Raw genomic sequence first — 24,191 nt, 5'->3', positions numbered from 1 at the left:
CTGATTTCTCGCTACACTAAAATCAATTTCTTTATTTCCCTTTTGAACCATGAGCAATATCTTAACTGTTACCCAACTTAACTATTCTGTTCGTCATTTGCTTGAAATGGAGCTCAATCAAGTTTGGCTCACAGGCGAAATTTCTAATTTCAGCCAACCAGTTTCAGGGCATTGGTATCTCACCTTAAAAGATGATAAAGCCCAAGTGCGTGCCGCAATGTTTAAGATGAAAAATGCGAGAGTGAATTTTCGTCCGCAAAATGGTATGCAAGTTTTAGTTCGAGCAAGTGTAACCTTGTATGAACCAAGAGGGGATTACCAACTTATTATTGAAAGTATGCAACCTGCAGGGGAAGGGTTGTTACAGCAACGGTTTGAAGAGCTTAAAATAAAATTAGCCGCTCAGGGGCTATTTGCTCAAGAACATAAAAAGCCTATTCCTCCTTTTGTAAAAAAAGTTGGGATTATTACTTCATCAAGCGGGGCAGCGTTACAAGATATTCTTCATATTTTACAACGTCGTGATCCAAGCTTAGAAGTGGTGATTTACCCAACGTTAGTTCAAGGTAAGGAGGCCACACAAGATATTGTTAATACGATAGATCTAGCAAATCGCCGTAACGAGTGTGATGTATTGATTGTTGGGCGAGGTGGTGGTTCGTTAGAGGATTTATGGTGCTTTAACGAAGAAGATGTTGCTTATGCGATTTACCATTCCAACATTCCGATTATTAGCGCGGTAGGGCACGAAACAGATGTAACTATTACTGATTTTGTTGCTGATTTACGAGCCCCAACTCCTTCTGCAGCGGCGGAATTGGTTAGCCGTGATCAAAACGAGCTAAAACGCCAATTACAACACCAATTTGATAAAGTCAATTTAGCATTTGACAGACTTTGGACAGCCAAAATAAGTCGCTTTCAGCAGCTGAATTTACGACTAAATGCTCAGCACCCTATTAAACATATTCAAGCTCGACAACAAAAGCTTGACTATATTGAATATAGGCTCGAACAGGCTGTTTACAAATTGCTTTCAGTGAAAACACAGCAAACGAAAGAGCTTAATTTACGTTTAATCAATCAGCACCTACAGAAACAGATGGAACGCCAACGCCAGCGATTATACCAAGTCGAACAAAGATTGCACTGGCAAATGCTGCAGAAACTTAATAAAAAGCAACAACAATGGAACGCTGTTATTCAGCGTTTTGAGAGAAATCCATTGCCTTACCAAGTTAATCAACAACAAACGGTGTTGGCAAAATTTTCTCAACGTCTAAATTATGCAATGGAAAAAACGATGCTCAAAGAGCAACAACATTTCCAAGAACTCTGTACTAAATTGGAAGGGCTAAGTCCATTGAAAATTCTCACTCGCGGTTACTCAATCACACAAACAGAAGAAGGTAAAATGCTTACTTCAAGCAGTGATATCAAGGCTGGAGAGATGATCATTACCCAGCTAAAAACAGGAAAAATAAGAAGTCAAGTAGTGGGTTTTTTGTAGGGGAAATTTTGAGCACTCTTGGTTTTAAAAATTAATTATATGAAAATCAGTGGGTTAAGTATTTATAAACAGGGTTGTTCACTTACTTATCCACAGATGATGTGCATAACTATTTTTATAAAGATGAATTGAATGCTGAATTTTAAATCAACCAATTTGAAAGGCGTTTTTTACGCTTGCGCAAGCGGTCATATTTTTCTATAATTTCGAAAAATTTAAGCCAGTGTGGCGAAATCGGTAGACGCAGCGGATTCAAAATCCGCCGCCCATAAAGCGTGTCGGTTCGAGTCCGACCACTGGCACCATTCCACAGAAAACCCAAAAGAATATCACTATTCTTTTGGGTTTTTTAATATATAGAATAATTCTATTTTTTACTTAATAAGCTACACCCATAATAAATTCCAAAAAGCGTATCCATTCCTGATGAATGTCCTATATTTTCAAATAGTTTATTGAGTTGCTCTATATCACTATTTTGCTTATCAATATTTTCAAAGAAAGTCAGTACGGGAACAGAAAATTGTTGTTGTAATGCGCAGTCTAAAAATCGGCTACTGATAGCATTTGTATTGGCCAAATTTTGTCTGATTTGTTGTGTGAGGGTTTGATAAAAAGTAGATTTTGTAGCATTGAAGTATTGGAATGTTGCAAGTAAGCCAGATAGAAAATCATCCCCACTTGGGGTAAGACCTATACCCAATCCAATTAATTTAGTCAAAATATTACAGGTATTTTCCTCATCATTCATTATGTAGAAATGCTCGGCTTGAGTTAAATATTGCTGAAAGGCTGCTAGTATCAAGTCATCATTTTTCTGTTGAAAAAGCAGGTTTAAGCCTTTTTTATCAGATTGCTGTAATATTTGTTTAGCTATCTTAATAGAATTTGCAAGGGCAGTTTTTGTAGAGCTTTTACAAGCGGTCAATTTTGTATAAAAAATTGTAACGTTTTGGTAGTTGAAATAAAGTTGATAAGTTTTAATTGGTTGTAATTTGAGCTGTTGAAATTGTGATAATGTTAGGTTTGTTATAAGACTAATTGGAGATAGTTCACTATCTCTAGGTTGGATAGAAAAAATTCTTTTATTAATTAATAGGTTAATTGTTTTGTTGTAAGTGGAGTGAACAGTTGCAATAGCTTCATTTCCTATTGTATTGTGAGCGTATTGGCTAATTTTTAATAGAGAGATATTTATTATTTGCTCTTTTATGCTCATTTTGTAAAATACCTGTTGATTTTTTATTATTTTATTGATTAGTATTAAGATAAATTGAAATACGATTTCATATTCTGTATTTTCCTTTCAAACCATTAAAAGTCAATAAAAAGAAGGTTTATTATGTATGATTTAATCGTTAAAAACGGACAGCTTGTGACGCCAGACCGTATTTATCCGGCAACGGTTGCGGTGAAAGACGGCAAATTTGTCGGTTTCTTCTCGCCTGAAACGGAAGTGGAAGCGAAAGAGGTCGTTGATGCGAAAGGCAACTTGGTTTATCCGGGCATTATCGACTGCCATGCTCACTTAAACGAACCGGGCTTTGATTACCGTGAAGATTTCGAAACAGGCTCCCGTGCCGCTGTGGCAGCAGGTTGTACAACCTTAATCGATATGCCACTCAATAATGACCCTTCTCTTATCAATAAAGACGTTTTCAAACTGAAACACGCCAACGTTAGCAAACATTCCTTTATCGACTTTGCCCTTTGGGGCGGTATTGTGGGCGATTATGACGACAACCCGAACTCCATTAAAAGCAATTCTGCCGATCTTGTCGATCTTGAAGCTTGCGGCGTTGCTGCATTTAAAGGCTTTACCTGTCCGAATGGGGATCTGTTCCCAACCGTGAATTTAGGTAACGTGCGTAAAGCGTTAGAAATCTTAAAACCGTTCAATGCGTTATCCGGCTTCCATTGTGAAGAATATGGGCAAGTGAAAGAGCGTGTGAAAGAGGCGAAAGCGAAAACTGGCTTAACCAATCAAGAAAAAATCCGTGAATTTTTAGATGCTCACGATGTGTGGGTGGAATATGTGGCAACCAAAAATATCATTGATATGTCCCGAGCCACTGGCGGTCGTGTGCATATTTGCCACGTTACACACCCAATGGTTGCCCAGCTCGTGAAAGATGCAATTTATGAAGGCTTGCCTGTGTCGGGCGAGACTTGTCCGCACTATTTAGGCTTTACCGAAGATTTTGTGTTTGAGAAAGGCGGCCCGGCAAAATGTACGCCGCCGCTACGCAAACGTGAAGATATGGAAAAACTTTGGAATTATGTGGTTGACGGTACGCTTTCTTGTGTGGGTAGCGATCACTCGCCAGCCGCTGATGAAGAGAAAAATAACGAAACCCACGATATTTGGGAAGCTTGGGGCGGTTTAAATGGTATCCAATTCTTCTTACCGATGATGTTCGATATGGTGGTGCATCAACGCAAATTAAGCCCAAGCCTGATTGCAAAAGTAATGGGCGTGAATCCGGCAAAATTATTCGGCTTATACGGTCGTAAAGGGGCATTTGAAATTGGTTTTGATGCGGATATCGTGATTGTCGATCCGGAAAAACCGTGGAAAGTGGAGCAAGAAAAACTCTTTACCAAAGGTCACGTGACCTGTTTCAACGGCTTAGAGGGCAAAGGTGCGGCAACCCATACCTTCATTCGTGGTCGTTTAGTGGCAGAAAACGGTATGTACAAACAAGATGCGATGGGTTACGGCGAATTTATTCGTCCGGTTAAGCGATAAATTAAATGCGGTCAGTTTTTATTGATGTAAAAATTGACCGCATTTTTATTATGATAAATATAAATGCTAATTACAGGAGCAGAAGATGTCTGAAAAAACCAACTTACTTCCGATTCCGGAAAATAAACGGATTATGGATTTATTGTCTTATCTTTTCTTATGGCTTGGTGGCTGTGTATCTATTGGTACGTTTGCTTTAGGTTCTGGGCAATTAGAAAAAGGATTAAACTTAACCCAAGCATTCGTAGCGATGTTATTAGGTTCGATTTTATTAATCATTTGTTTATGTTTAAATGACCAAATGAGCTATAAAAGTGGCGTGCCTTATGCTGTTCAATTAAAAAGTGCATTTGGTACGAAAGGTGGCATTTTACCTGCTATGTTACGTGGTGTGCCAGCGATAGTTTGGTATGGTGTACAAAGTTGGTTAGGTGGTTCTGCGATTAACCAAATCTCTATTTTATTATTTGGTTATGATAATTTAGTGCTTTATTTCTTATTATTCCAAGCCTTACAAATTTGGATTTCTACTACAGGTTTCCACGGCTTAAAATGGCTAGAGAACATTGGGGCAGTAGTAATTATTGCATCTCTTGCTTATATGTTCTATGTGTGTATGACTAAATTTGGGGGCCGTATTGAAGAAAACCTCATTAATAAAGAGGGTACTTGGGGTTTACCATTTGTGAGTGCGATTGTGGCATTCTTCGGTGTGAATGTTTTAGTAATGCTGAATGTAGGCGACTATGTGCGTGAGTTAAAAGCTGGCTATTCAACACCAAAACGTGGCATAGTTTACTTTTTAGCAATGGTGCCAACAACGGTATTTATGGGAATTATCGGCTTAATGATCTCTTCTGCAACAGGTATTGCTAACCCAATTAATGCGTTTGCACAAGCTGCAGATAATAAATTTTTAGTGGTTATTACCTTAATCTTTATTTTATTTGCACAGATGACAACAAATCTTGCCAGTAACGTTGTACCACCTGCTTATGCCTTAATGGACGCTTTTAAAATTAAGCACAAAACGTCGGTAATTCTTATTGGTTTATTAGCTATTGCAACCTGTCCTTGGTTAATTACTTCAGACTCTTCATCAAAAGGTGTAGATATTTTCGTATTAACTTACACGGTATTCTTTGGCCCTATTTTTGCGGTGTTATTAGTAGATTACTATATCTTACGCAAACGCAAAGTAGATATTGCTGAACTTTATGACGAAAATGGCAATCGTAGAGGTGTAAACTGGGCAGCTATTTTAGCAATTTCTGTAGGTGCGGTAATTGGTTTATTTAATGCTGATATTTCATTCCTTACCGCAACCATTCCAACAGCGTTAGTCTATTATTTCGGTATGAAACATATGGCATCAAGTGCTCGATTCAGAAAAGGGACGATTTTGGAAAAATAATAACAACCCCATACGAGATGTATGGGGTTGAATAAGCCGAGCCACTTTGTGGCTCTGCGAAAGTCCCAGAGGGACTTGGATTATTTAACCTAGCACGGCTCGTGCTAGGTGTTTTGAATAAAGTTTATAGTTGCTTGAATTAATTCCCACGTATCTTTCGATTGTTCATCTCGGTCGAAATCGTGTAATTCGGCGGCGATGACAAATTTGGTTGGATTGAATTTTTCGCACAAGGCTTGAAACTCTGCAAAGGGCACATCAGGGTCGTTTGTAGCGTGAGCTGCGAAAATCGGTAAATTCAATTCCGCCAAACGTAAGCTGTAATCAATGTAGAAAAATTTATCTCTGCCTTGATAAATCAAAGATTTCCACTTACCACTTTGGCGAGCGTAAATATAGCAGCTAAAGTGAGTTTTTAAATCAGCTTCTTGACTTGGAGTTGCTATTAGTGATTGAAAGGTGCTTTCACTGACTAATGGTAATTTTAAATAGTGTGGGCTTGGGCTTTCAAACCAACCATCAGTTAAAAATCCGTAACCGTAATAGAAAATTACACCTTGTGGCTTTTTAATATCGGTTTGTTGGTTTAGTTTAGAAGCAGTTAATAATGCAAGATAAGCTCCTGCAGAGCGTCCGAATAGAAAATAGGGAAGTTCTGCAAAACTTGGTTGGCTGTGTAGTTGTTCAATCGAACTCAATATTGAATTAACAATATCTTCAATCTGAGCCTGTGGTGCAAGCGGGTAATTTATCGCAAAAATTTGCAAACCAGCTTGGCTAAAGGTGTCAAGATGAAGCTGAGGTAAATCCTCTTTTGTGCCATAAAGTAAACCACCGCCGTGTAGATAAATAAGATTAGCCTTTGGTGCGATTTCATCATCTTGATAGAGCATTGCCTCAATAGTTAGAAGCGAGTCTTGAATTTGGACTGTATTTAATGTGATTTGTGTTGCTTTTAACATAATAAACCTCGATTTTTTATAAATTATAGTACAAATTAATTCAACTTATCATACTCACATAAAGAAGGAGAATATTATGGGATATTTGAATGGTCAAACAGGTTATCGAAAAGGATTACTGGAAACGCGTTCGGTAATTCGTAAGAATAACTTTGTGATTTTGGAAACTGATGGATTAGTGAAAAACAGTATTCCAAATTACCATAATTGTGATATTAGTATTTTATCTTCGCCTGCATTGGGTGCATCTTTTGCCGATTATATTGCAACTGTTCATCCAAATGGCGGCTGCACACAATTAGGCGGTAATGGTATTGAGGTGTTCGTTTATTCGGTAAGTGGTCAGCTAACCGTTAAAAATGGTGATACTGAAGTTACGCTTGAAAGTGGTGGTTATATTTTTTCTCCTGCTGACCAAGTGTTGAGTTTTGTGAATAAGTCTGAACAATCAACTAAAATTTATATTCATCGCCGTCGTTATACGATATTAGAAGGGCATCAAGCAACCACTTATGTGGGCAATGTAAATGAAATTGACTACGTTGAATATGAAGGTATGAAAACCTGTTTGATTAAAGATTTATTACCTTCAGCAACAGATTTTGGTTTTGATATGAATATGCATATCTTGCTATTTAAGCCTGGAGCTTCGCATGGTTATATCGAAACCCATTTCCAAGAACACGGAATGTTATTCCTTTCAGGTAAAGGAATGTATCGTTTAGATGATGAATGGATTCCAGTGAAAAAAGATGATTATGTATTTATGGATTCCTACTGTCCACAAGCTTGTTATGCAGTAGGTGATGAAGATTTCGTGTATATTTACTCGAAAGAATGCAACCGTGATGTAGAACTATAAGAGCAATTTACGTTTTATAAAAGGAACAAACTATGAAATTATCAAGAGATGAATTAAAAGGCTTAATGAAAGCTAAATTGATGAAAGCAGGCTTAAACGATCAACACGCAGATATTACAGCAGAAATTTTGACGTGGTCTGACGAACGTGGTTACCACTCTCATGGTGCGGTGCGTATGGAATATTACTGCGAGCGTATTTTTAAAGGTGGTATTACCCACGATCCGAAATTTGAATGGAAAGAAACAGGCCCAGCATCAGCGATCTTTGAAGGCGATAACGGCTGTGGTTATGTAGCGGCGACTTTCGCAATGGAAAAAGCAATTGAAATGGCAAAAAAATCAGGCATTGCGATTGTCGGTATTCGTAACATTTCTCATAGCGGTGCGATTGGCTACTATACAGAAATGGCAGCTAAAGAAGGATTACTCTCTATTTCATTTTGTCAATCAGACCCAATGGCTGTGCCTTATGGCGGTTCTGAACCTTATTACGGCACAAACCCAATTTCTTTTGCTGCCCCTGCTGATGAAGACAGAAATGTGGTATTTGATATGGCAACCACTGTTCAGGCTTGGGGTAAAATTTTAGACAAACGCTCTCGTGGTGAATCTATTCCACCAGATTGGGCTGTAGATGTGGATGGTAATCCAGTAACCGACCCAAACAAAGTCAATGCGTTAGTGCCAATTTCGGGTGCGAAAGGCTATGGCTTAATGATGATGGTTGATATTTTCTCTGGTATCTTATTAGGCGTGCCATTCGGCAAACACGTTTCTTCAATGTACCACGATTTATCGGAAGGTCGCCGTTTAGGTCAAATGCACATTGTGATTGATCCGGATCGTTTCTGCGGTGCGGAGCAATTCCGTGAGAATATGGCTCAGTCATTAAATGAATTAACCTCTATGCAACCAGCATCTGATTTCGACCGTGTTTATTATCCGGGAGAGCGAGCAGAATTGCGCCGCGATAAATATTATGCAACGGGTGGTATTGAAATTGTGGATAAAGTCTATGAATATTTAATTAGTGATGATATCCATTTTGACCGCTACGATCATAAAAATCGTTTTGCAGATTAATAAATTAGTTGCGTATTGTTAGACTAAATAACCCCATACGCTTTGTATGGGGTAATACAATTAATTAGGGAAGTAAAAATATGTTAAAAACCGTTGTTAAAAAAGGCAGCTACCAAGATTCGGTAGTGTTAATGTTATTAACCAACGCCATTTCTGGCTTAGAAGGCGTGAATAAAGTTTCTGTAATGATGGCAACGCCTGCGAACAAAGATATTTTCGCTCAAAGTGGCTTAGACACACCTGAATTATTAGAAGCGACCGCAAACGATATGGTGGTGGTAGCAGACGTTGAGCAAGAAGATGTGATTAACTTGGTAATGGAAAAAGTTGAAGAGTTTTTAAAACAGAAATCACAAGCCAATTCAGCTCAAAGCGGTACGGAAGTTGTAAAATCTTGGAATAAAGCGACCGCTTGTTTGCCTGATGCTAACCTAGCGGTGATCTCCATTCCGGGGGCTTATGCGGCACTAGAAGCGAACCGTGCATTAGATGAAGGCTTAAACGTCTTTATGTTCAGCGATAACGTGAGCATTGAAGATGAAAAAGCATTAAAAGAGAAAGCTCACAGCAAAGGCCTAGTGGTAATGGGACCGGACTGCGGAACAGGAATTATTCAAGGCGTGCCGGTGGCATTCACTAACAGCGTGACCCCGGGTTCAATCGGTATTATCGGAGCATCGGGTACAGGTATCCAAGAATTAACCACCATCATTGACCGTTTAGGCGAAGGCGTAGAAAATGCGATTGGTACGGGCGGTCGTGACCTTTACGAAGACATCGGCGGTATCACAATGTTAGACACCATCGAAGCGATGGAACAAAACGATAAAGTGAAAGTGTTGATCGTGATTTCCAAACCACCTGCAAAAGCGGTGCGTGAGAAAATTTTTGCACGTTTAAGCCGTTACACCAAACCAGTTATTACACTATTCTTAGGTGAAAAACCAGAGTTCCACGAAGAGAATTTCTACCACGCTTATACCTTAGACGAGGCGGCTCGTTTGGCTGTGGCATTAGTGCGTAACGAGCCGATTCCAACATTTGCAAAAAATCCGGTAAATTCAACCGCTTGCGGTAAAACTTTAAAAGCCTACTATTCAGGCGGTACGCTTGCTGGCGAAGCAGCAATGTTGCTGAAAGATGCGTTACGCATTGAGGGCAGCGGCTCAAAAGAAGATGGCTTTATGTTCAAGCAAGACGGCCACATCGTGGTGGATTTAGGCGATGACGTTTATACCCAAGGCAAACCGCACCCGATGATCGATCCGGCAAAACGTATTGAATCAATGCGTGAAGCGGTTGATGATGCAAGCACCGGCGTGATTCTATTTGACATCGTGTTAGGCTACGGCTCGCACGAAGATATGGCATCTGCTTTAATTCCAACTATTCAAGAATTACAACAAAAAGCCAAAGCTCAAAGCCGTGATGTTGCTTTTGTAGCAACTGTGTGCGGAACTTGCAGCGACTACCAAGGCTATGACGAAACCGTACGTAAATTGGTGGAAGCTGGCGTTGAAGTGTGTGAAACCAACAAAAGTGCGGTGGAAAAATCCCTTGCTTTATTAGGCTTACAATTTGACGAACCAACTAAACCAATCCAGCCGAAAACCGTGGTACAAGGCGAAAATAGCCCAGCCTCTGAGCAGCTATTACGCTTATTGTCTGAAAAACCGAAAATTATCAATATCGGTCTGAAAAGTTTTGCGGACGTGGCAGAAAAATTTGGCTGCCAAGTGGTGCAATTCAACTGGCAACCACCGGCAGGCGGCAACATTCAGCTGATTAAAGCCTTGAATTTCTTAAACGAATACGAAGCGGTGGATATTGATGAAGCCAACCGCAAGGTGATTGCGAAAGTGGTTGCGGCGGCTCCGATTATTCGTGATAACGTGTTGGCGAAAACCGTAATCAAAGAGTTAAACGAAGGCAAAGTGATCTTACACGCCGGCCCACCAATTCAATACAAAGATATGCCTAACACGGTGCAAGGCTCTTGCGTTGGGGCGGTGTTATTTGAAAAATGGGCGGCAGACGAAGCCTCAGCCCGTGCCTTATTAGAAAGCGGTGAAATCAAATTTATCCCTTGCCACCACGTGAATGCGGTTGGCCCGATGGGCGGTATCACCACGGCAAATATGCCGGTTTGGGTGGTAGAAAACGCCACAGACGGCAACTTCGCTTACTGTACAATGAACGAAGGTATCGGCAAGGTGTTACGTTTCGGTGCTTACTCTGATGAAGTAGTAAAACGCTTAGAGTGGATGCGTGATGTGTTAGGCCCAACGCTTGGCAAAGCGATCCGTGCAATGGAAAACGGCTTGGCGGTAAATCCGTTAGTGGCGAAAGCCATTGCAATGGGCGATGAATTCCACCAACGTAATATCGCAGCATCAATGTCATTCTTCAAAGAAGTGGCTCCACGCATTACTGCAATGAGCGATTTGGCAGACAACGACAAATATGATGTGATCAAATTCTTAGCCGACACGGATCAATTCTTCTTGAACATTATGATGGCAAGCTGTAAAGCGATTATGGATGGCGCAAGAACTATTACTGATGGTACAGTTGTTACTGCAATGTGCCGCAACGGTGTGCATTTTGGTATCCGCATTGCCGGTATGGGTGATGAATGGTTCGTAGGGCCGGTTAATACGCCGCAAGGCTTATACTTCACCGGCTATGACGGCGAAGATGCTTGTCCGGACATCGGTGACTCCGCAATTACTGAAACCCTTGGTGTCGGTGGCTTAGCGATGATCGCAGCCCCAGCGGTAACCCGTTTCGTAGGAGCTGGCGGCTACGAAGATGCTCTTCGCACCAGCAACGATATGATGGAAATCTGTATCGACCGCAACCCGAACTATGTTGTGCCGAATTGGAACTTCCAAGGAGCTTGCTTAGGTGTGGATGCTCGCTTAGTGGTTGAAAAGGGTATTACGCCTGTTATCAACACCGGTATCGCCCACAAAATCGCAGGCTTTGGACAAATCGGTGCGGGTACGGTTCGCCCACCGCTAGCTTGCTTTGAAAAAGCCGTGCTTGCGTATGCGAGAAAATTAGGATTTAACGGCTAGTCATCTGTAGGGGCAAATTGCAATTTGCCCCTACTATCGTACCTATTTGAATAGGGCGTACGTAGTACGCCCCTACAGCCTATAAAAGGATAAATAATGTCAAAACAAACCATCGTGTTAGCCTTGGGCGGTAATGCTCTTGGCAATAATTTAAAAGAACAGCGCGAAGCGGTTGCAAAAACAGCAAAAGTGATTGTAGATATTTTGCAACAGGGTAAAAACATTGTGATTACGCACGGCAACGGCCCTCAAGTGGGTATGATCCAACGAGCAATGGACGATTTTGCGAAAAGCTCCGGTGATGAAATTCCACTGCCGACCAGTGTGGCAATGAGCCAAGGCTATATCGGCATTGATTTACAAAATGCGATTAAATATGAATTGGTGGCTCGTGGTATCGACCAAAAAGTCAGCACCATTTTGTCGCAAATTGAAGTGGATCCAAAAGACCCAGCCTTTGAAAATCCGGATAAACCAATTGGTCGTTTCTTAACTGAAGCAGAAGCTCAAGAGCTGGAAGCTAAAGGCATTCGTACAATGGAAGATGCAGGGCGTGGCTATCGCATCGTGGTTCCGTCACCAAAACCACAACGCATTCGTGAGCTAGAAACTATCAAAACTTTAGTGGAAGCAGGGCATATTGTGATCACCTGCGGCGGTGGCGGTATTCCGGTGGTGGCTGACGAACAAGGTCGTTTGGTTGGCGTGAATGCGGTGATCGACAAAGATAACGCTAGCTCATTACTCGCTCAAAAATTAAATGCCGATTATTTGGTGATTTTAACAGCGGTAGAAAAAGTGGCGATCAACTGGGGCAAATCTAACCAAGAGTGGTTGGCAGATTTAAGCACCGAACAGGCTCGCCAATACATCGCCGAAGAGCAATTTGCGAAAGGCTCAATGCTACCAAAAGTAGAGGCAGCTCTGAAATTTGCTGAAAGCGGAGCTGGTCGCCGAGCGCTAATCACCTTATTAGACAAAGCTGCAGAAGGTATTGCAGGCGAAACCGGTACGGTGATTTATTCGTAAGATTGAGCGTATCTGTAGGGGCAAATTGCAATTTGCCCCTACAAAAATAATGACAAGCGATCATCTTTTTTCATTTTTTTGCAATTAGGTTGTATTAACAAAAATGGATATTCCAGTGAATTTTTTTATGTGGTTTATGGCGTTGTTGCCGATAATCACATTGGTTATTTTAATGGTGAAATTCCAATGGGGAGCGACAGAAGCCGCACCGGTTGGGCTTTTGATCACCATTTTTAGTGGTATTTTTCTTTATCAAGCCGATGTCGCTTTGATTGCGATTGAATCGGCGAAAGGCATTTGGAATGCCTTGGTGATTTTACTTATCGTCTGGACTGCGGTGCTGATGTACCAAGTGAGCGATGGTGCGAAAGCCTTTTTAGTAATTCGTGCCGGAATGAGCAAATTGTTCCCGAATGAACTCTTGCTTGTGATGACGATGGGCTGGATTTTTGAAAGTTTCCTACAAGGTATCACCGGCTTTGGTGTGCCGGTAGCGGTAGGAGCTCCGTTGCTTATCGGGATTGGGGTTCGTCCGTTGTGGGCGGTGGTATTGCCATTGCTTGGTCAGGCGTGGGGGAATACCTTCGGTACGCTTGCCGCAGCCTGGGACGCCTTAGCGGTTTCTGCAGGCTTAGAGTTAGGTAGCGATGACTATTTCTTAACCGCACTTTGGTCTGCCGCTTTCTTGTGGTTCTGGATTGTGATTACAGGTTTGGCGATTTCTTGGTTCTACGGCAAAGGCAAAGCCCTGAAAAAAGGTTTAGTGGCAACGCTGATCATTGCGACTATTCAAGGGGGCGGAGAATTGGTATTAAGCCAAGTGAATACCACCATTTCGGCGTTTATTCCTGCCTGCTTGTCGATTTTAGCAATCGTGTTTATCAGCAAGATGTCGATGTATAAAGACCCTTGGCGTGTGGAAGATAGCCCGATTATGGACAGAACCAAAACCACCGAAACGGAAGAAGCATTGCCGAATATGAACCTGTTGCAGGCCTTTATTCCGTATATTGTGCTGTCGGTGATGACGCTTGCAATCCTTGTGATTACGCCAATCAACCAATTCTTATCGCAATTTAAGTTCGGCTTTGCTTTCCCTGAAACGGTAACTGGCTACGGCTTTGTGAATAAGGCGTACGAATCTTACTCGCCGATTACGATTTTCACTCACGCAAGCATGTTCTTGTTCGCCTCTTCAATTATCGGCTTGATCTACTACCAACGCAAAGGTTGGATTGCCAAAGGTGGCACGAAAACCATTTTTGCGAAATCGATCTCAATGACGATGCCATCAGGCATTGCAGTGGTAGGCCTTGTGATTATGTCGAAAATTATGGGCGGCACAGGGCAAACTGCAGTGTTGGCTCAAGGAATGGCGGCGGTGCTAGGGAAATCTTATGTGATTTTATCGCCGTTTATCGGCTTGCTCGGCACCTTTATGACCGGCAGTAATATGAGTTCAAACATCTTGTTTGGCGATTTCCAAATGACGACCTCAAAATTACTCAATGCGAACTCGGCAGCGATTCTCGGGGCTCAAACCACAGGTGGAGCAATCGGTAGTGCGATCAGCCCAAGTAAAATTATTTTAGGCACAACAACCGCCAACATTCTCGGCAAAGAGGGCGATGTGATGAAAACCATTATTTGGATCACCTTATTGCCAACCTTGTTGATTGGCGTGGTTGCTTATTTTGCCTCGTTATAGAAAGGAGTGAAAATGGAAACCTCGTTTTTTAAAACCAAAGCAGGCAAAATGACCTTGGCGTTTATTGTCACAATGTTGGCTTTTGCTCTGATTATGCTCGGCATTGCTCAAATGAATAACAGTTTTATTCATATCGGATTTGTACTAATGGTTGCGGCAATGGTATATTCGCCGATAGATGTATTTATCCTAAACCGCAAGAAATAAACGTAGGGGCGAAACATTTTTCGCCCATCTAAGAGGAATAAAAAATGGAACAAATCACCCAGCGTATTACGCAAAATTTAGAAACGCTCAAACAATTTACCGCTACACTGGGTAACGGTTGCACTCGTTTACCTTTTTCTCCAGAAGCTAGAAATGCAGTGAATTATTTAAGAGATTTGATGGTGGAAGCCGGCCTGCGTGTTCGTGAAGACGAAGCCGGCAATATTTTCGGTGTGCTTGAGGGAGAACAGCCGGATTTGCCTTGCGTAATGTCTGGCTCGCACTACGACAGCGTGCTACACGGTGGTGATTATGACGGTATTGCCGGCGTGATCACCGCTCTTGAAACTGCTCGTTTATTAAAAGAAAGCGGCAAAAAATTCAAACGCAATTTCGTGGTAGTCGGTTTTAACGATGAAGAAGGAATGCGTTTTGGCACGGGCTACTTCGGCTCAGGGGCGATGCTTGGCTTGCGTGATGCAGACTATTGCAAAAAATTCTTAGACAAAGACGGCATTTCTATTTACGAAGCAATGCGTAATTACGGATTAGATCCGGAAAAAGTGCAGAATGCGAAATGGGAAGAGGGTTCAATCGGGCATTTTATCGAAACTCACATTGAGCAAGGTCCGGTGCTGGAAAATCAAGGACTTGAAATTGGCTTAGTGACCGGTATTGTTGGCTTGCACCGCCATATGTTTACTGTTCACGGACGTGCAGATCACGCAGGTACAACGCCGATGGATATGCGTTTAGATGCCGTAGATGCTGCCACCAAAGTAATTGCCAAAATTGCGGACTGGGCGAGAGAGAAAAATGACGGCACAGTGGCAACGGTCGGTTATATGAGCGTATTGCCGGGCGGTATTAACATCGTGGCGGAAAAAGTGGTATTCAGCGTAGATATTCGTTCGTTAAATATGGCGAATATTGAAGATATTACGGCGAAAATCGAGCAGGAATTAGCGGAAGAAACTGCAAAAATCGGCTCGACTTTTGAAAAAGATACCAAGTTGATTATTCAGCCGGTTAAACTTTCTGAAAAAATGTTAGGTATTTTAGAAGAATCCACTAAAGCCCACGGTTTCAGCTACAAACGCTTACCAAGCGGAGCAGGGCACGATTCATTAGAAATCGGGCAAAAAATCCCAACCGTGATGCTCTTCGTGCCAAGTAAAGAGGGCAGGAGTCATACCCCAGTGGAATTTACTGAATACCACTACTTCGCCAAAGCTGCCGTGTTACAACAAGAGTTGGCGGAAAAACTATTAGACGAATAATGTTGTGAAACAGGAACAAGTTGCAAAATTTTATAAAAAATTGACCGCTTGTTCCTGTTTAACGAGCTTAGAATTTTACTAAAACCATAACTACAAGGAGTATTCGACTATGTATGATCTCGTTCTTAAAAATGGGAAGATAGTCTTATCCGATGCCGTATTTGACGGCAATATTGCGGTCAAAGCAGGGAAAATTGCCGCGATTTTGGAAAACGGCACTGTACCTGAAGCCAAGGAAGTGATTGATGTGAAAGGCAACCTTGTTTTTCCGGGGGCGATTGATACCCACGCTCACTTAAACGATCCGGGCTATGAATGGCGTGAAGATTACGCACACGGCACGGCAGCGGCGGCAGTTGGCGGTTACACCACCATTATTGATATGCCGTTACAAAATGAGCCAGCCTTAACCGATGGCAAAATTTTTGATGCGAAAATCGCTAAAGTATCGCCAAATGCTTATGTTGATTACTGTTTCTGGGGCGGTTTAGTACCAAGTAATTTTGAACATTTAAGCGAATTAAACGATAAAGGTTGTGTGGCATTAAAATCTTTTATCGGTCCGGTTTCCCCTGATTACGCCTCGCTTAACTATGGTCAAACTTATGAAGCAATGGAAATTATCCAAAAATTCGGTGGTCGTGCAGGCTTCCATTGTGAAGATTTCTCCGCTATCAAATGGCAAGAGCAGCGAATGAAAAAAGAAGGTCGTTTAGACTGGAGAGCATTCCTCGATTCCCGCCCACTTATCGCTGAAATGTTGGCAACCATCAACATTATCGAAATTGCGAAAGCCACCGGCTGTAAAGCCCATATCTGCCACGTTAGCCACCCTGATGTTGCTCAAAAAATCAAAGAAGCTCAACAAGAAGGCTATGATATTACCGCCGAAACTTGTGCTCACTATCTCTGTTTTAGCGAAGATGATGTGATCGAAAAAGGAGCGTTATTCAAATGTGCACCGCCTTTACGTTCTAAATCTGATGTTGATCGTTTATGGGATTATGTGGTTGATGGTACCTTTAGCGGTATAGGCAGCGACCATTCCCCTTGCTCTTATGACGAAAAATTCAACGAAATTCTCGGTCAAAAAATCGAAAACGTCTTCGATGTTTGGGGCGGTATCAGCGGTATTCAAAGCTGCGTACAAGTGGCGTTCTATGAAGGCTGCATAAAACGTGGCGTATCACCAACCGTGCTTGCTAACGCAATGGCGAAATTGCCTGCGAAAGCGTTCGGTATTTACGGTCAGAAAGGTGATATCCAAGTAGGTTTTGATGCTGATTTCACCATTATCGACCCAAACAAAGAGTGGGAAATCAAAGCGGAAGATCTGCAATATGTGAATAAAATCTCCGCTTATGTCGGTAAAAAAGGCAAAGGCTTACCGGTTTGCACTATCGTGCGTGGTAAGGTGATTGCCAAAGACGGCAAACTCACTGATAGCAAAGGTTTCGGCAAATTTATTACTAAAACAAAATAAGGAGCATAACAATGCAACACAACACACAACTCAACCCTGAGTTGGCAAAAGAAGTCAATGTTGACTTACAGCCGACCAAAGAACGCATTATGGATAACTTTTCCTACTGGGCAAGTTTCCTTGGTGGCTGTGTCTCCATTGGGACATTCTCAATGGGGGCAAGCCTCATCGGTGCGTTAACCGTCACCCAAGCAATTTTAGCTATGGCTATCGGCTGTATCGTGATTGCGATTGGCTTAGTGCTCATCGGTAATGGCGGTCACAAATACGGTATTCCGTTCCCAGTTCAATTACGTAGCTCTTTTGGTACAACAGGTGTGAAAATTCCGGGCATTTTACGTGGCGTGCCAGCAATTGTTTGGTTCGGTTTCCAAAGTTGGGTGGGGGCAGGTGCAATCAATATGTGTTTAAAACTGTTATTTGGTTTTGATAACCTCCCAGTAGTGTATGTGGCATTTACAGCATTACAAGTGGCGTTATCAATCAACGGTTTCAAAGGCATCAAATGGCTAGAAAACGTTTCTTGTGTGTTCTTAATTGGTATTCTTGCTTATATGCTTTATGTGGTGAACACCAAATTCTCGGTAGAAATTGGTGATCGTTTTGCGAACATTGAAGGCACTTGGGGAATGCCATTTTGGGCAGCAACTACCGCTTTCTTAGGGATTTACTCAACAATGATCCTCAATGCGTCTGACTATTCACGCCACGTTAAAAAAGGCACAAGTTCAGCTACAACAGGTGTGATTTATGTATTATCAATTTTACCTGTAACCTTATTTATGGGCTTAATCGGCTTATTAGTAACGGCGGCAACTGGCAACAGTGACCCAATCGAAGTGTTCGCCACCGCAATGGATAACAAATTCTTAACCGTTATCACCTTATTATTCATCGCCTTTGCTCAGGTCACCACCAACGTATTAAACAACATCGTGCCACCGGCATACATTTTAATGGATTCATTCAAAATGAAATGGTCGCACGCTACGATTTTAGTGGGCGTATTATCAATGTGTATGATGCCTTGGAAATTAGTAACCGCAGAATCAGCAGATGGATTATCACTATTCATCAAAATTTATTCTGCGTTTTTAGGTCCAATTTTCGCCGTAATGGTTGTTGATTACTACATCTTAAGAAAACGTACTTTAAATGTGAATGATTTATACAATAAAGAAGGTGTTTTTAAAGGGATTAACTGGGCAGCGATTATAGCTATTGCTATTGGTTCACTTTGCTCGTTAATCGTGGTGGATCTTTCTTGGTATGTGAGTTTAATTCCTTCAGGTTTAAGCTACTACATTTTGATGAAATCACTGAAATCTTCCGAGTCTTTCCGTAAAGGAACGATTTTAGAAAATCAATAAAAAACACAAGCGGTAAAATTTGATAAAAATTTTACCGCTTTTTTATATCTTCATTATTAACTAAAAGAGGAAGCAATTATGCAAATAAAAAACAACACAACCTTGCAAATATTCTTATCAATGATCTTGGGAATAGTTGCTGGACTGATATTGCCCAAATTAATGGTTGAGCTGAAATTTATTGGAGATATATTCCTCCGTCTAATTCAAATGGGGATTATTTTATTAGTGATGGGGTCTGTTATTGAGGCAATAGGATCGCTTAAACGAAAAGAGATAGGCAATTTAGGCATAAAAGCCCTGATCGGATTTGCGACCACCACTATTATTGCCGCAATCGTTGGGATCATTATTGCGAATATTATTCAGCCCGGTACGGGAATTAATTACACGCAAGAGTTGGTTACATCGGTTAAAGGAACGGATAAAACCGTAGCTCAAATTATTACAGATTTCTTCCCAAGTAATGTCATTGCTTCCATCAGTTCAGGTAGCACCATTCAAGTGATTGTATTTGCAATTTTAGCTGGGCTTGCGATAAGTATTATTTCTGAAACGAACCCCAACAATACGTTTTTAAATAATATTAAAAGCCTGAATGAAGTATTATTACAGATCATTAAATTAGTAATGAAAATTGCCCCTTTAGGTATTTTCTGCCTACTAGGCTGGGTGATTGGCTATTATGGCATTGAAGTGATTTTCCCACTCTTTAAGTTTTTACTCGCTTTTGCGATTGGAATGGTGCTTATCTTAGCGGTATTTGTTTCTATCACCGCAACTGTTGTAAAAGTCAGTCCTTTTAAACTTTTGAAAAAGCTACTAAGAATGGGGGTAATGGCATTTACTACCACCTCATCAGCCATCACTTTACCGACTAAAATGGAAGATGCTGAAGAGCGTATCGGTGTGAGCAAACGTGTTTCACGCTTGATTAACCCATTAGGAATGTCGCTAAATAGTGACGGTTTGGCAATTTATCTTGCTCTAGCATGCTTAACTACCGCTCAATTTTTTGGTATTGAAATGTCAATTCAGCAGCAATTTATTGTCGTGATCATGGCAACGCTTGCCACATTAGGCACAGTGACAGTGCCGGGCGGCGGGTTAGTCGCATTAGCAATAGTGCTTCCCGCGGTGGGATTGCCGATTGAAGGTGTAGCTCTGTTAGCTGGAATAGACTGGTTTTCAGGCATGTTTAGAACGGTATTAAATGTGATTGATGATGTGTTAGTCGCGCTACTCGTGGCGCATTCTGAAAACGAATTTGACAGAGAGATTTTTGATAATACGCCTTAATCAAATCAGCAATACAAGCGGTAAAATTTTCTAAAAAATTTACCGCTTGTATAGTGATGCCATGCAGAAAAGAAAAACGGTCGGCAATGCCAACCGTTTTTTGTTTATGAACTGAAGCTTATTTCTCAGCGTCTTTATACACTGCTAATGCCGCAGCGACAGCATCGCCTGAAGGCACTTTCACTTTGTGGCTTAATAACACCGCTTCTAACGCACCTAAAGTTAATAACACGTTACGTTTTTGGCTTGAGTAGCCCATATTCCCCACACGAATCACTTTGCCGTCTAACGGGCCGAATGAAGTGGCAAGTTCAATGCCGAAGTGATTTAAAATATCGCTACGTAGAGCTGGACCGGTAATGCCTTCTGGAATATGGAAAGCGGTTACCACCGGAGCTTTGTGTTTGCGATCACCGAAGATCTTCAAGCCCATCGCTTCTAAACCAGCACATAATGCTTTGTCGTTTAAAATATGGCGAGCAAAACGAGCTTCTAAGCCTTCTTGTAAGATAATGCGTAATGCTTCGTGAATGCCGTATTGAGCAGAAGTCGCCTCAGTATGGTGGTTCAAGCGGCGTGGACTCCAGTAGTCTTGTAACTGAGCTAAGTCTAAGTAGTTACTTGGAATTGGTGGAAGGTTACCATCAACGTCAGAATCAACACGAATGCCTTTTTCTACACGTTTACGTTTTGCAATGATCTCTTCAATGCGTTTGTTGTAAGTGATTAACGCCGTACCAGACGGAGCAGAAATGCATTTTTGTGTGCCGCCGATACACGCATCAATACCCCATTCATCCACACGAATATCCACACCACCTAATGTTGCCACGGTGTCCACAATTAACATTGCATCATATTGTTTACAGATTTTACCGATCTCTTCTAACGGCTGCATCATTGAGGTTGAGGTTTCACCGTGGATAATTGCAACTGCTTTATAGCCGCCTTTTTTCAATTCTGCTTCAATTTCTTCAGGCTCGAACACCGTACCCCATTCTCTTTCGATGATAGTGATGTCTGCACCGCTACGGGCTAAAATTTCGTTTAATAAGTAACCGAAACGACCGAATGCAGGGATCAATACTTTATCACCCGGGCAAATAGCTGCTGTTAAAATCGTTTCTAAACCACCACGAGAGGTTGAGTTCACCACATAAGTTTGTTCATTTTTGGTTTGGAATACACGGCGCTCCATTTCCATTGTTTCGTTCATTAATGAGGTAAATTCAGGGTCGAACTGACCTAAAATAGGAGCAGACATCGCACGCAAAACACGTGGATCAGCATCTGTTGGGCCGGGGCACATTAATAAACGTGGAGAAGGGTTAATTTCTCTAAATTCCATAAATCATTTCCTTATTGTGTTAAATTAAAAAAACTTATGGATTCTACAATAAAAATTTGTGGTTACTCAATATTTTTTTCGATAAAAAGAGCGTTTTCGCTCGATTATATTGATTACAAGCGGTAATTTTTTAGAAAAATTTTGCAGATGAGAAAGAAAAGCCCTGAGCAAGCTCAGGGCGATTTTAATTAAGCTAATAATCTTTCGACTAAAGCCGTGTAGATATTCACACCAGTTAATAATTGCTCTTCATCAAAATCAAATTCAGCTTGATGATGTTCTGCAGTGCGATTTGCACCTATGATAAAGTAAATTGCTTTGCCGCCGTTATCTTGCACGCGGCGTCCGAGGATAGTAGCATCTTCGCTGGCGTTAAAGGCGTAATCTTGATCGCTACTGTGAACTTGTGGCTGGGTAATCGCAATTTCTTTGATTAACTCTACCAATTCGGCATCATTTACCATATCCACCGCTTCACCCATAATTTCAGTTTCGTACGTTACCCCAAAACTTGTGGCAACACCTTGGGCGATTTGCATTACTTGATCTGCCATATATTGATTGATCGCTTTGTTTTCTCCCCGTACTTCAAGCTTGATTTCCGCCTCAGATGGAATAACATTCCGCCCTGAGCCTGCTTTCAGTACTCCGACATTAATTCTGGTCATTCCTTCTCCATGGCGGGAAATACCATGCAGTTGGGTTACGGCGTGGGCGGCAGCTAGTAGAGCATTCTGCCCCAAATGCGGAGCTGCCCCTGCGTGGGCAGATTTGCCTTTATAGCGAATATCAACTTTGGTGGTGGAGAGGAAATTTCTCGGATTGGCTAACACCGTGCCGCTATTGGCACAAAAACTGATGTGTGAGCCGGCAAAGTAATTGGCGTCATCAATGATACCGCTTGCAGCAATCGCAGCCGCTCCTCGCACGCCTTCTTCTGCTGGTTGGAACACAATTTTGACTTTGCCAGTCAATTTATCTTTGTGTTCCATTAACCAATGGGCTACGCCCAAGCCGATCGTAATATGCCCATCGTGTCCACAGGCATGCATTTCGCCCTCGTTTAATGAAGCAAAGCCGAGTTGATTGGCTCGATGGTTCGGATCTTTGGTTTCCGCCACATCTACGCAGTCAATATCAAACCGTAAAGCGACTGTTTTGCCGGTCTTGCCGGAATCAAACACTGCCACACAGCCGGTGTAGCCTTCCATTTTTTCGAGCCACTTAGGATTTGCTCCGTATTCTTTGGCTCGTTTTATCCCTTTCTCGACCACAGCTTGACTGCGACCACGTACGAAATCAGGATTGATGATTTGTTTACCAAGTAAAATTTCAAAGCCAATTTCTGAAAGATAATCAGCAATTTTACTGGTTGTCCAAAATTCACTCCAGCCTGTTTCAGGGAATTGATGAAATTCACGACGCCATTGAATAAGTTTTTCTAATGAAATACTCATAGTTCCTCCTTATAGCAATTACTTTCCGCGTTTATCACAAAGGGCAGCTGGGTTATAGCATAAATAATGCTAGGAATAATGTTGCGAGCACCATACCTGGTGCAGTTCGTTTAATCATTTCAACTGGGTTTACACCTGCAATACCAGCACATACAATCACTACACCTGCAATAGGTGAGGCTGTACGACCGATTGCCCCTGCAATAGCAGCCGCCATACCTAAATTAACGTGGGTATAACCTAATTCTGCTGCGTGTGGGGTTACGGCAGTGTTAAATGCGATTGCTGCAGCGTCGCCAGAGCCTGTTACTAAGCCCATTAAGAAAGGACCGATAGTAGCTCCCCAGCGTACAAATTCATTTGAGTGTTTTAAGAATTCAATCGCTGTATCAATTGCACCTGTAGCTTTCAAACCAGCCACGAAGACACCCGCAGCAATGATAATGCCTAATACATTCGCATAAGCACTCCCCATTCCGTTAAAGAATTCATTAGTGATTTTTGCAGGCGAGATACGAGTTACAATTAAGCCATAAATTGCCCCAATTAACATTGCTTGTGGTACGCCCATTTTTGTCCAATTTAGCCAAGAGATTTCTTGTAATGAAGTTCCCCCAATCACTAAGATAACTAATGGTACTAACGGTGCAATAGCATATAGAATATTGGTATTAGTTGTTTCCGTTTGAGTTTGTTCGGCAGTTTGTAAATAAGCATCACGATGTTCTTTGCCATAGTCTTTAAATATGACAGCAAGAATAGTAAGAGTAATAGCTCCAATTGCCCCTGCAATCATCGTGTAAGGTGCGTGGGAAAGATTGACTTCGGTAATGGTTAAGCCTGACATTTCACTAATCATTGCCGAATGGGAAGAACCAGGGCTCATCATTGAACCAAATGTACCAGCCAGAATCGCAGCACCCGCCATCGCTGGGCGAACACCTGATGATTTTAATACAGGAATTAGCGTTGCCCCTACCGCTGCAGCACAACCAGCAGCTGATGGAATGGCAATATTGATAAAAAAGGTAATGATGGTTGCAATTGGAATTAAGAAAAACTTTAATCCACTTAACGGTTTCGTTAAGAGTTGTACTAAGTGATTATCACAACCTGTTGATTTCATCACATAGGCAAAACCCATACTAGAACAGATTGCCATAATCAGGCCGCTTGAAGTCATACTTTTAGCAAAGGCATCAAGGGCTGCCATTGGCTGAAGGGTGAGTAATGCCATCATCAGACCGACAGCAATTAACACCGTTCGAGTTTCATGCTTTTTTATCAGTAAATAGATTGTTGCGATGATCCCAATAATGGCAATCGCAAGGTTAAATGTTTGCATAGA

Annotated in this window: 18 protein-coding genes and 1 tRNA gene; 14 read left to right on the top strand and 5 right to left on the bottom strand. The window is 41.7% G+C overall.

All coding sequences use genetic code 11. The annotated features are described in order from the left end of the window. Positions 1-49: 49 nt before the first annotated feature. Positions 50-1,510: an exodeoxyribonuclease VII large subunit gene (gene xseA, locus A6B40_RS02420; RefSeq protein WP_176671450.1), complete on the top strand. Its 1,461-nt coding sequence runs from the start codon at positions 50-52 to the stop codon at positions 1,508-1,510. Between the two features lie 219 nt (positions 1,511-1,729). Beyond that, positions 1,730-1,815: transfer RNA gene (locus A6B40_RS02415), tRNA-Leu, on the top strand. A gap of 62 nt (positions 1,816-1,877) precedes the next feature. Here the strand turns inward: A6B40_RS02415 and A6B40_RS02410 are convergent. Beyond that, positions 1,878-2,729: an oxamate carbamoyltransferase subunit AllH family protein gene (locus tag A6B40_RS02410; RefSeq protein WP_176671449.1), complete on the bottom strand. Its 852-nt coding sequence runs from the start codon at positions 2,727-2,729 to the stop codon at positions 1,878-1,880. Between the two features lie 123 nt (positions 2,730-2,852). Between A6B40_RS02410 and allB (A6B40_RS02405) the strand changes: the two genes are divergently transcribed. Both allB (A6B40_RS02405) and A6B40_RS02400 read left to right on the top strand, forming a co-directional pair. Then, a complete protein-coding gene (gene allB / locus A6B40_RS02405) occupies positions 2,853-4,259 on the top strand; it encodes an allantoinase AllB (protein ID WP_176671448.1) in 1,407 nt (468 codons plus the stop codon). An 85-nt stretch (positions 4,260-4,344) separates the two neighbouring features. After that, positions 4,345-5,673 (top strand): NCS1 family transporter, encoded by a 1,329-nt coding sequence (locus tag A6B40_RS02400; RefSeq protein ID WP_112111100.1) that lies wholly within the window; start codon positions 4,345-4,347, stop codon positions 5,671-5,673. Between the two features lie 104 nt (positions 5,674-5,777). Here the strand turns inward: A6B40_RS02400 and A6B40_RS02395 are convergent, their stop codons facing one another. Continuing rightward, positions 5,778-6,635, bottom strand: coding sequence for an alpha/beta hydrolase (locus A6B40_RS02395; RefSeq protein WP_176671447.1), 858 nt, complete (start codon positions 6,633-6,635; stop codon positions 5,778-5,780). Between the two features lie 76 nt (positions 6,636-6,711). Between A6B40_RS02395 and allE the strand changes: the two genes are divergently transcribed. From allE to A6B40_RS02345, 10 genes are all read left to right on the top strand, one after another. After that, positions 6,712-7,497, top strand: a complete 786-nt coding sequence (gene allE / locus A6B40_RS02390) for a (S)-ureidoglycine aminohydrolase (protein ID WP_176671446.1) — start codon at positions 6,712-6,714, stop codon at positions 7,495-7,497. A 32-nt stretch (positions 7,498-7,529) separates the two neighbouring features. Beyond that, on the top strand, positions 7,530-8,582 hold the full coding sequence (gene allD / locus A6B40_RS02385) for an ureidoglycolate dehydrogenase (protein ID WP_176671445.1): 1,053 nt from the start codon (positions 7,530-7,532) through the stop codon (positions 8,580-8,582). Between the two features lie 80 nt (positions 8,583-8,662). Next, entirely contained in the window at positions 8,663-11,662 is a 3,000-nt protein-coding gene (locus A6B40_RS02380; RefSeq protein WP_176671444.1) for a bifunctional FdrA/YlbE family protein, read from the top strand. Positions 11,663-11,758: 96 nt separating this feature from the next. Next, positions 11,759-12,691: a carbamate kinase gene (gene arcC / locus A6B40_RS02375; RefSeq protein WP_176671443.1), complete on the top strand. Its 933-nt coding sequence runs from the start codon at positions 11,759-11,761 to the stop codon at positions 12,689-12,691. A gap of 115 nt (positions 12,692-12,806) precedes the next feature. Continuing rightward, positions 12,807-14,399 carry an L-lactate permease gene (locus tag A6B40_RS02370; protein ID WP_231475478.1) on the top strand — a complete coding sequence of 531 codons (1,593 nt, stop codon included), beginning with the start codon at positions 12,807-12,809 and terminating at the stop codon, positions 14,397-14,399. A gap of 12 nt (positions 14,400-14,411) precedes the next feature. Continuing rightward, on the top strand, positions 14,412-14,606 hold the full coding sequence (locus A6B40_RS02365) for a hypothetical protein (RefSeq protein WP_176671442.1): 195 nt from the start codon (positions 14,412-14,414) through the stop codon (positions 14,604-14,606). A gap of 44 nt (positions 14,607-14,650) precedes the next feature. Next, positions 14,651-15,886 carry a M20 family metallo-hydrolase gene (locus A6B40_RS02360; RefSeq protein WP_176671441.1) on the top strand — a complete coding sequence of 412 codons (1,236 nt, stop codon included), beginning with the start codon at positions 14,651-14,653 and terminating at the stop codon, positions 15,884-15,886. Between the two features lie 109 nt (positions 15,887-15,995). Then, positions 15,996-17,369 carry an allantoinase AllB gene (gene allB / locus A6B40_RS02355; protein ID WP_176671440.1) on the top strand — a complete coding sequence of 458 codons (1,374 nt, stop codon included), beginning with the start codon at positions 15,996-15,998 and terminating at the stop codon, positions 17,367-17,369. An 11-nt stretch (positions 17,370-17,380) separates the two neighbouring features. Beyond that, complete coding sequence (locus A6B40_RS02350; protein ID WP_176671439.1) at positions 17,381-18,739, top strand: NCS1 family transporter; 1,359 nt, start codon at positions 17,381-17,383, stop codon at positions 18,737-18,739. 78 nt (positions 18,740-18,817) lie between these two features. Further along, positions 18,818-20,038: a dicarboxylate/amino acid:cation symporter gene (locus A6B40_RS02345; RefSeq protein WP_176671438.1), complete on the top strand. Its 1,221-nt coding sequence runs from the start codon at positions 18,818-18,820 to the stop codon at positions 20,036-20,038. 118 nt (positions 20,039-20,156) lie between these two features. Here A6B40_RS02345 and A6B40_RS02340 read toward each other — a convergent pair whose 3' ends face one another. From A6B40_RS02340 to dcuC, 3 genes are all read right to left on the bottom strand, one after another. Continuing rightward, positions 20,157-21,386 (bottom strand): pyridoxal-phosphate-dependent aminotransferase family protein, encoded by a 1,230-nt coding sequence (locus A6B40_RS02340; RefSeq protein ID WP_176671437.1) that lies wholly within the window; start codon positions 21,384-21,386, stop codon positions 20,157-20,159. Between the two features lie 188 nt (positions 21,387-21,574). Further along, positions 21,575-22,843, bottom strand: a complete 1,269-nt coding sequence (locus A6B40_RS02335; RefSeq protein ID WP_176671436.1) for a M20 family metallo-hydrolase — start codon at positions 22,841-22,843, stop codon at positions 21,575-21,577. A gap of 52 nt (positions 22,844-22,895) precedes the next feature. Continuing rightward, entirely contained in the window at positions 22,896-24,188 is a 1,293-nt protein-coding gene (gene dcuC, locus A6B40_RS02330; RefSeq protein WP_176671435.1) for a C4-dicarboxylate transporter DcuC, read from the bottom strand. Between the last annotated feature and the right edge of the window lie 3 nt (positions 24,189-24,191).

The sequence above is a fragment of the Mannheimia varigena genome (assembly GCF_013377235.1).
Classification (GTDB): domain Bacteria; phylum Pseudomonadota; class Gammaproteobacteria; order Enterobacterales; family Pasteurellaceae; genus Mannheimia; species Mannheimia varigena.
Note: the sequence above shows the minus strand (reverse complement) of the source record. Positions and strands in the feature narration are given on the sequence as shown.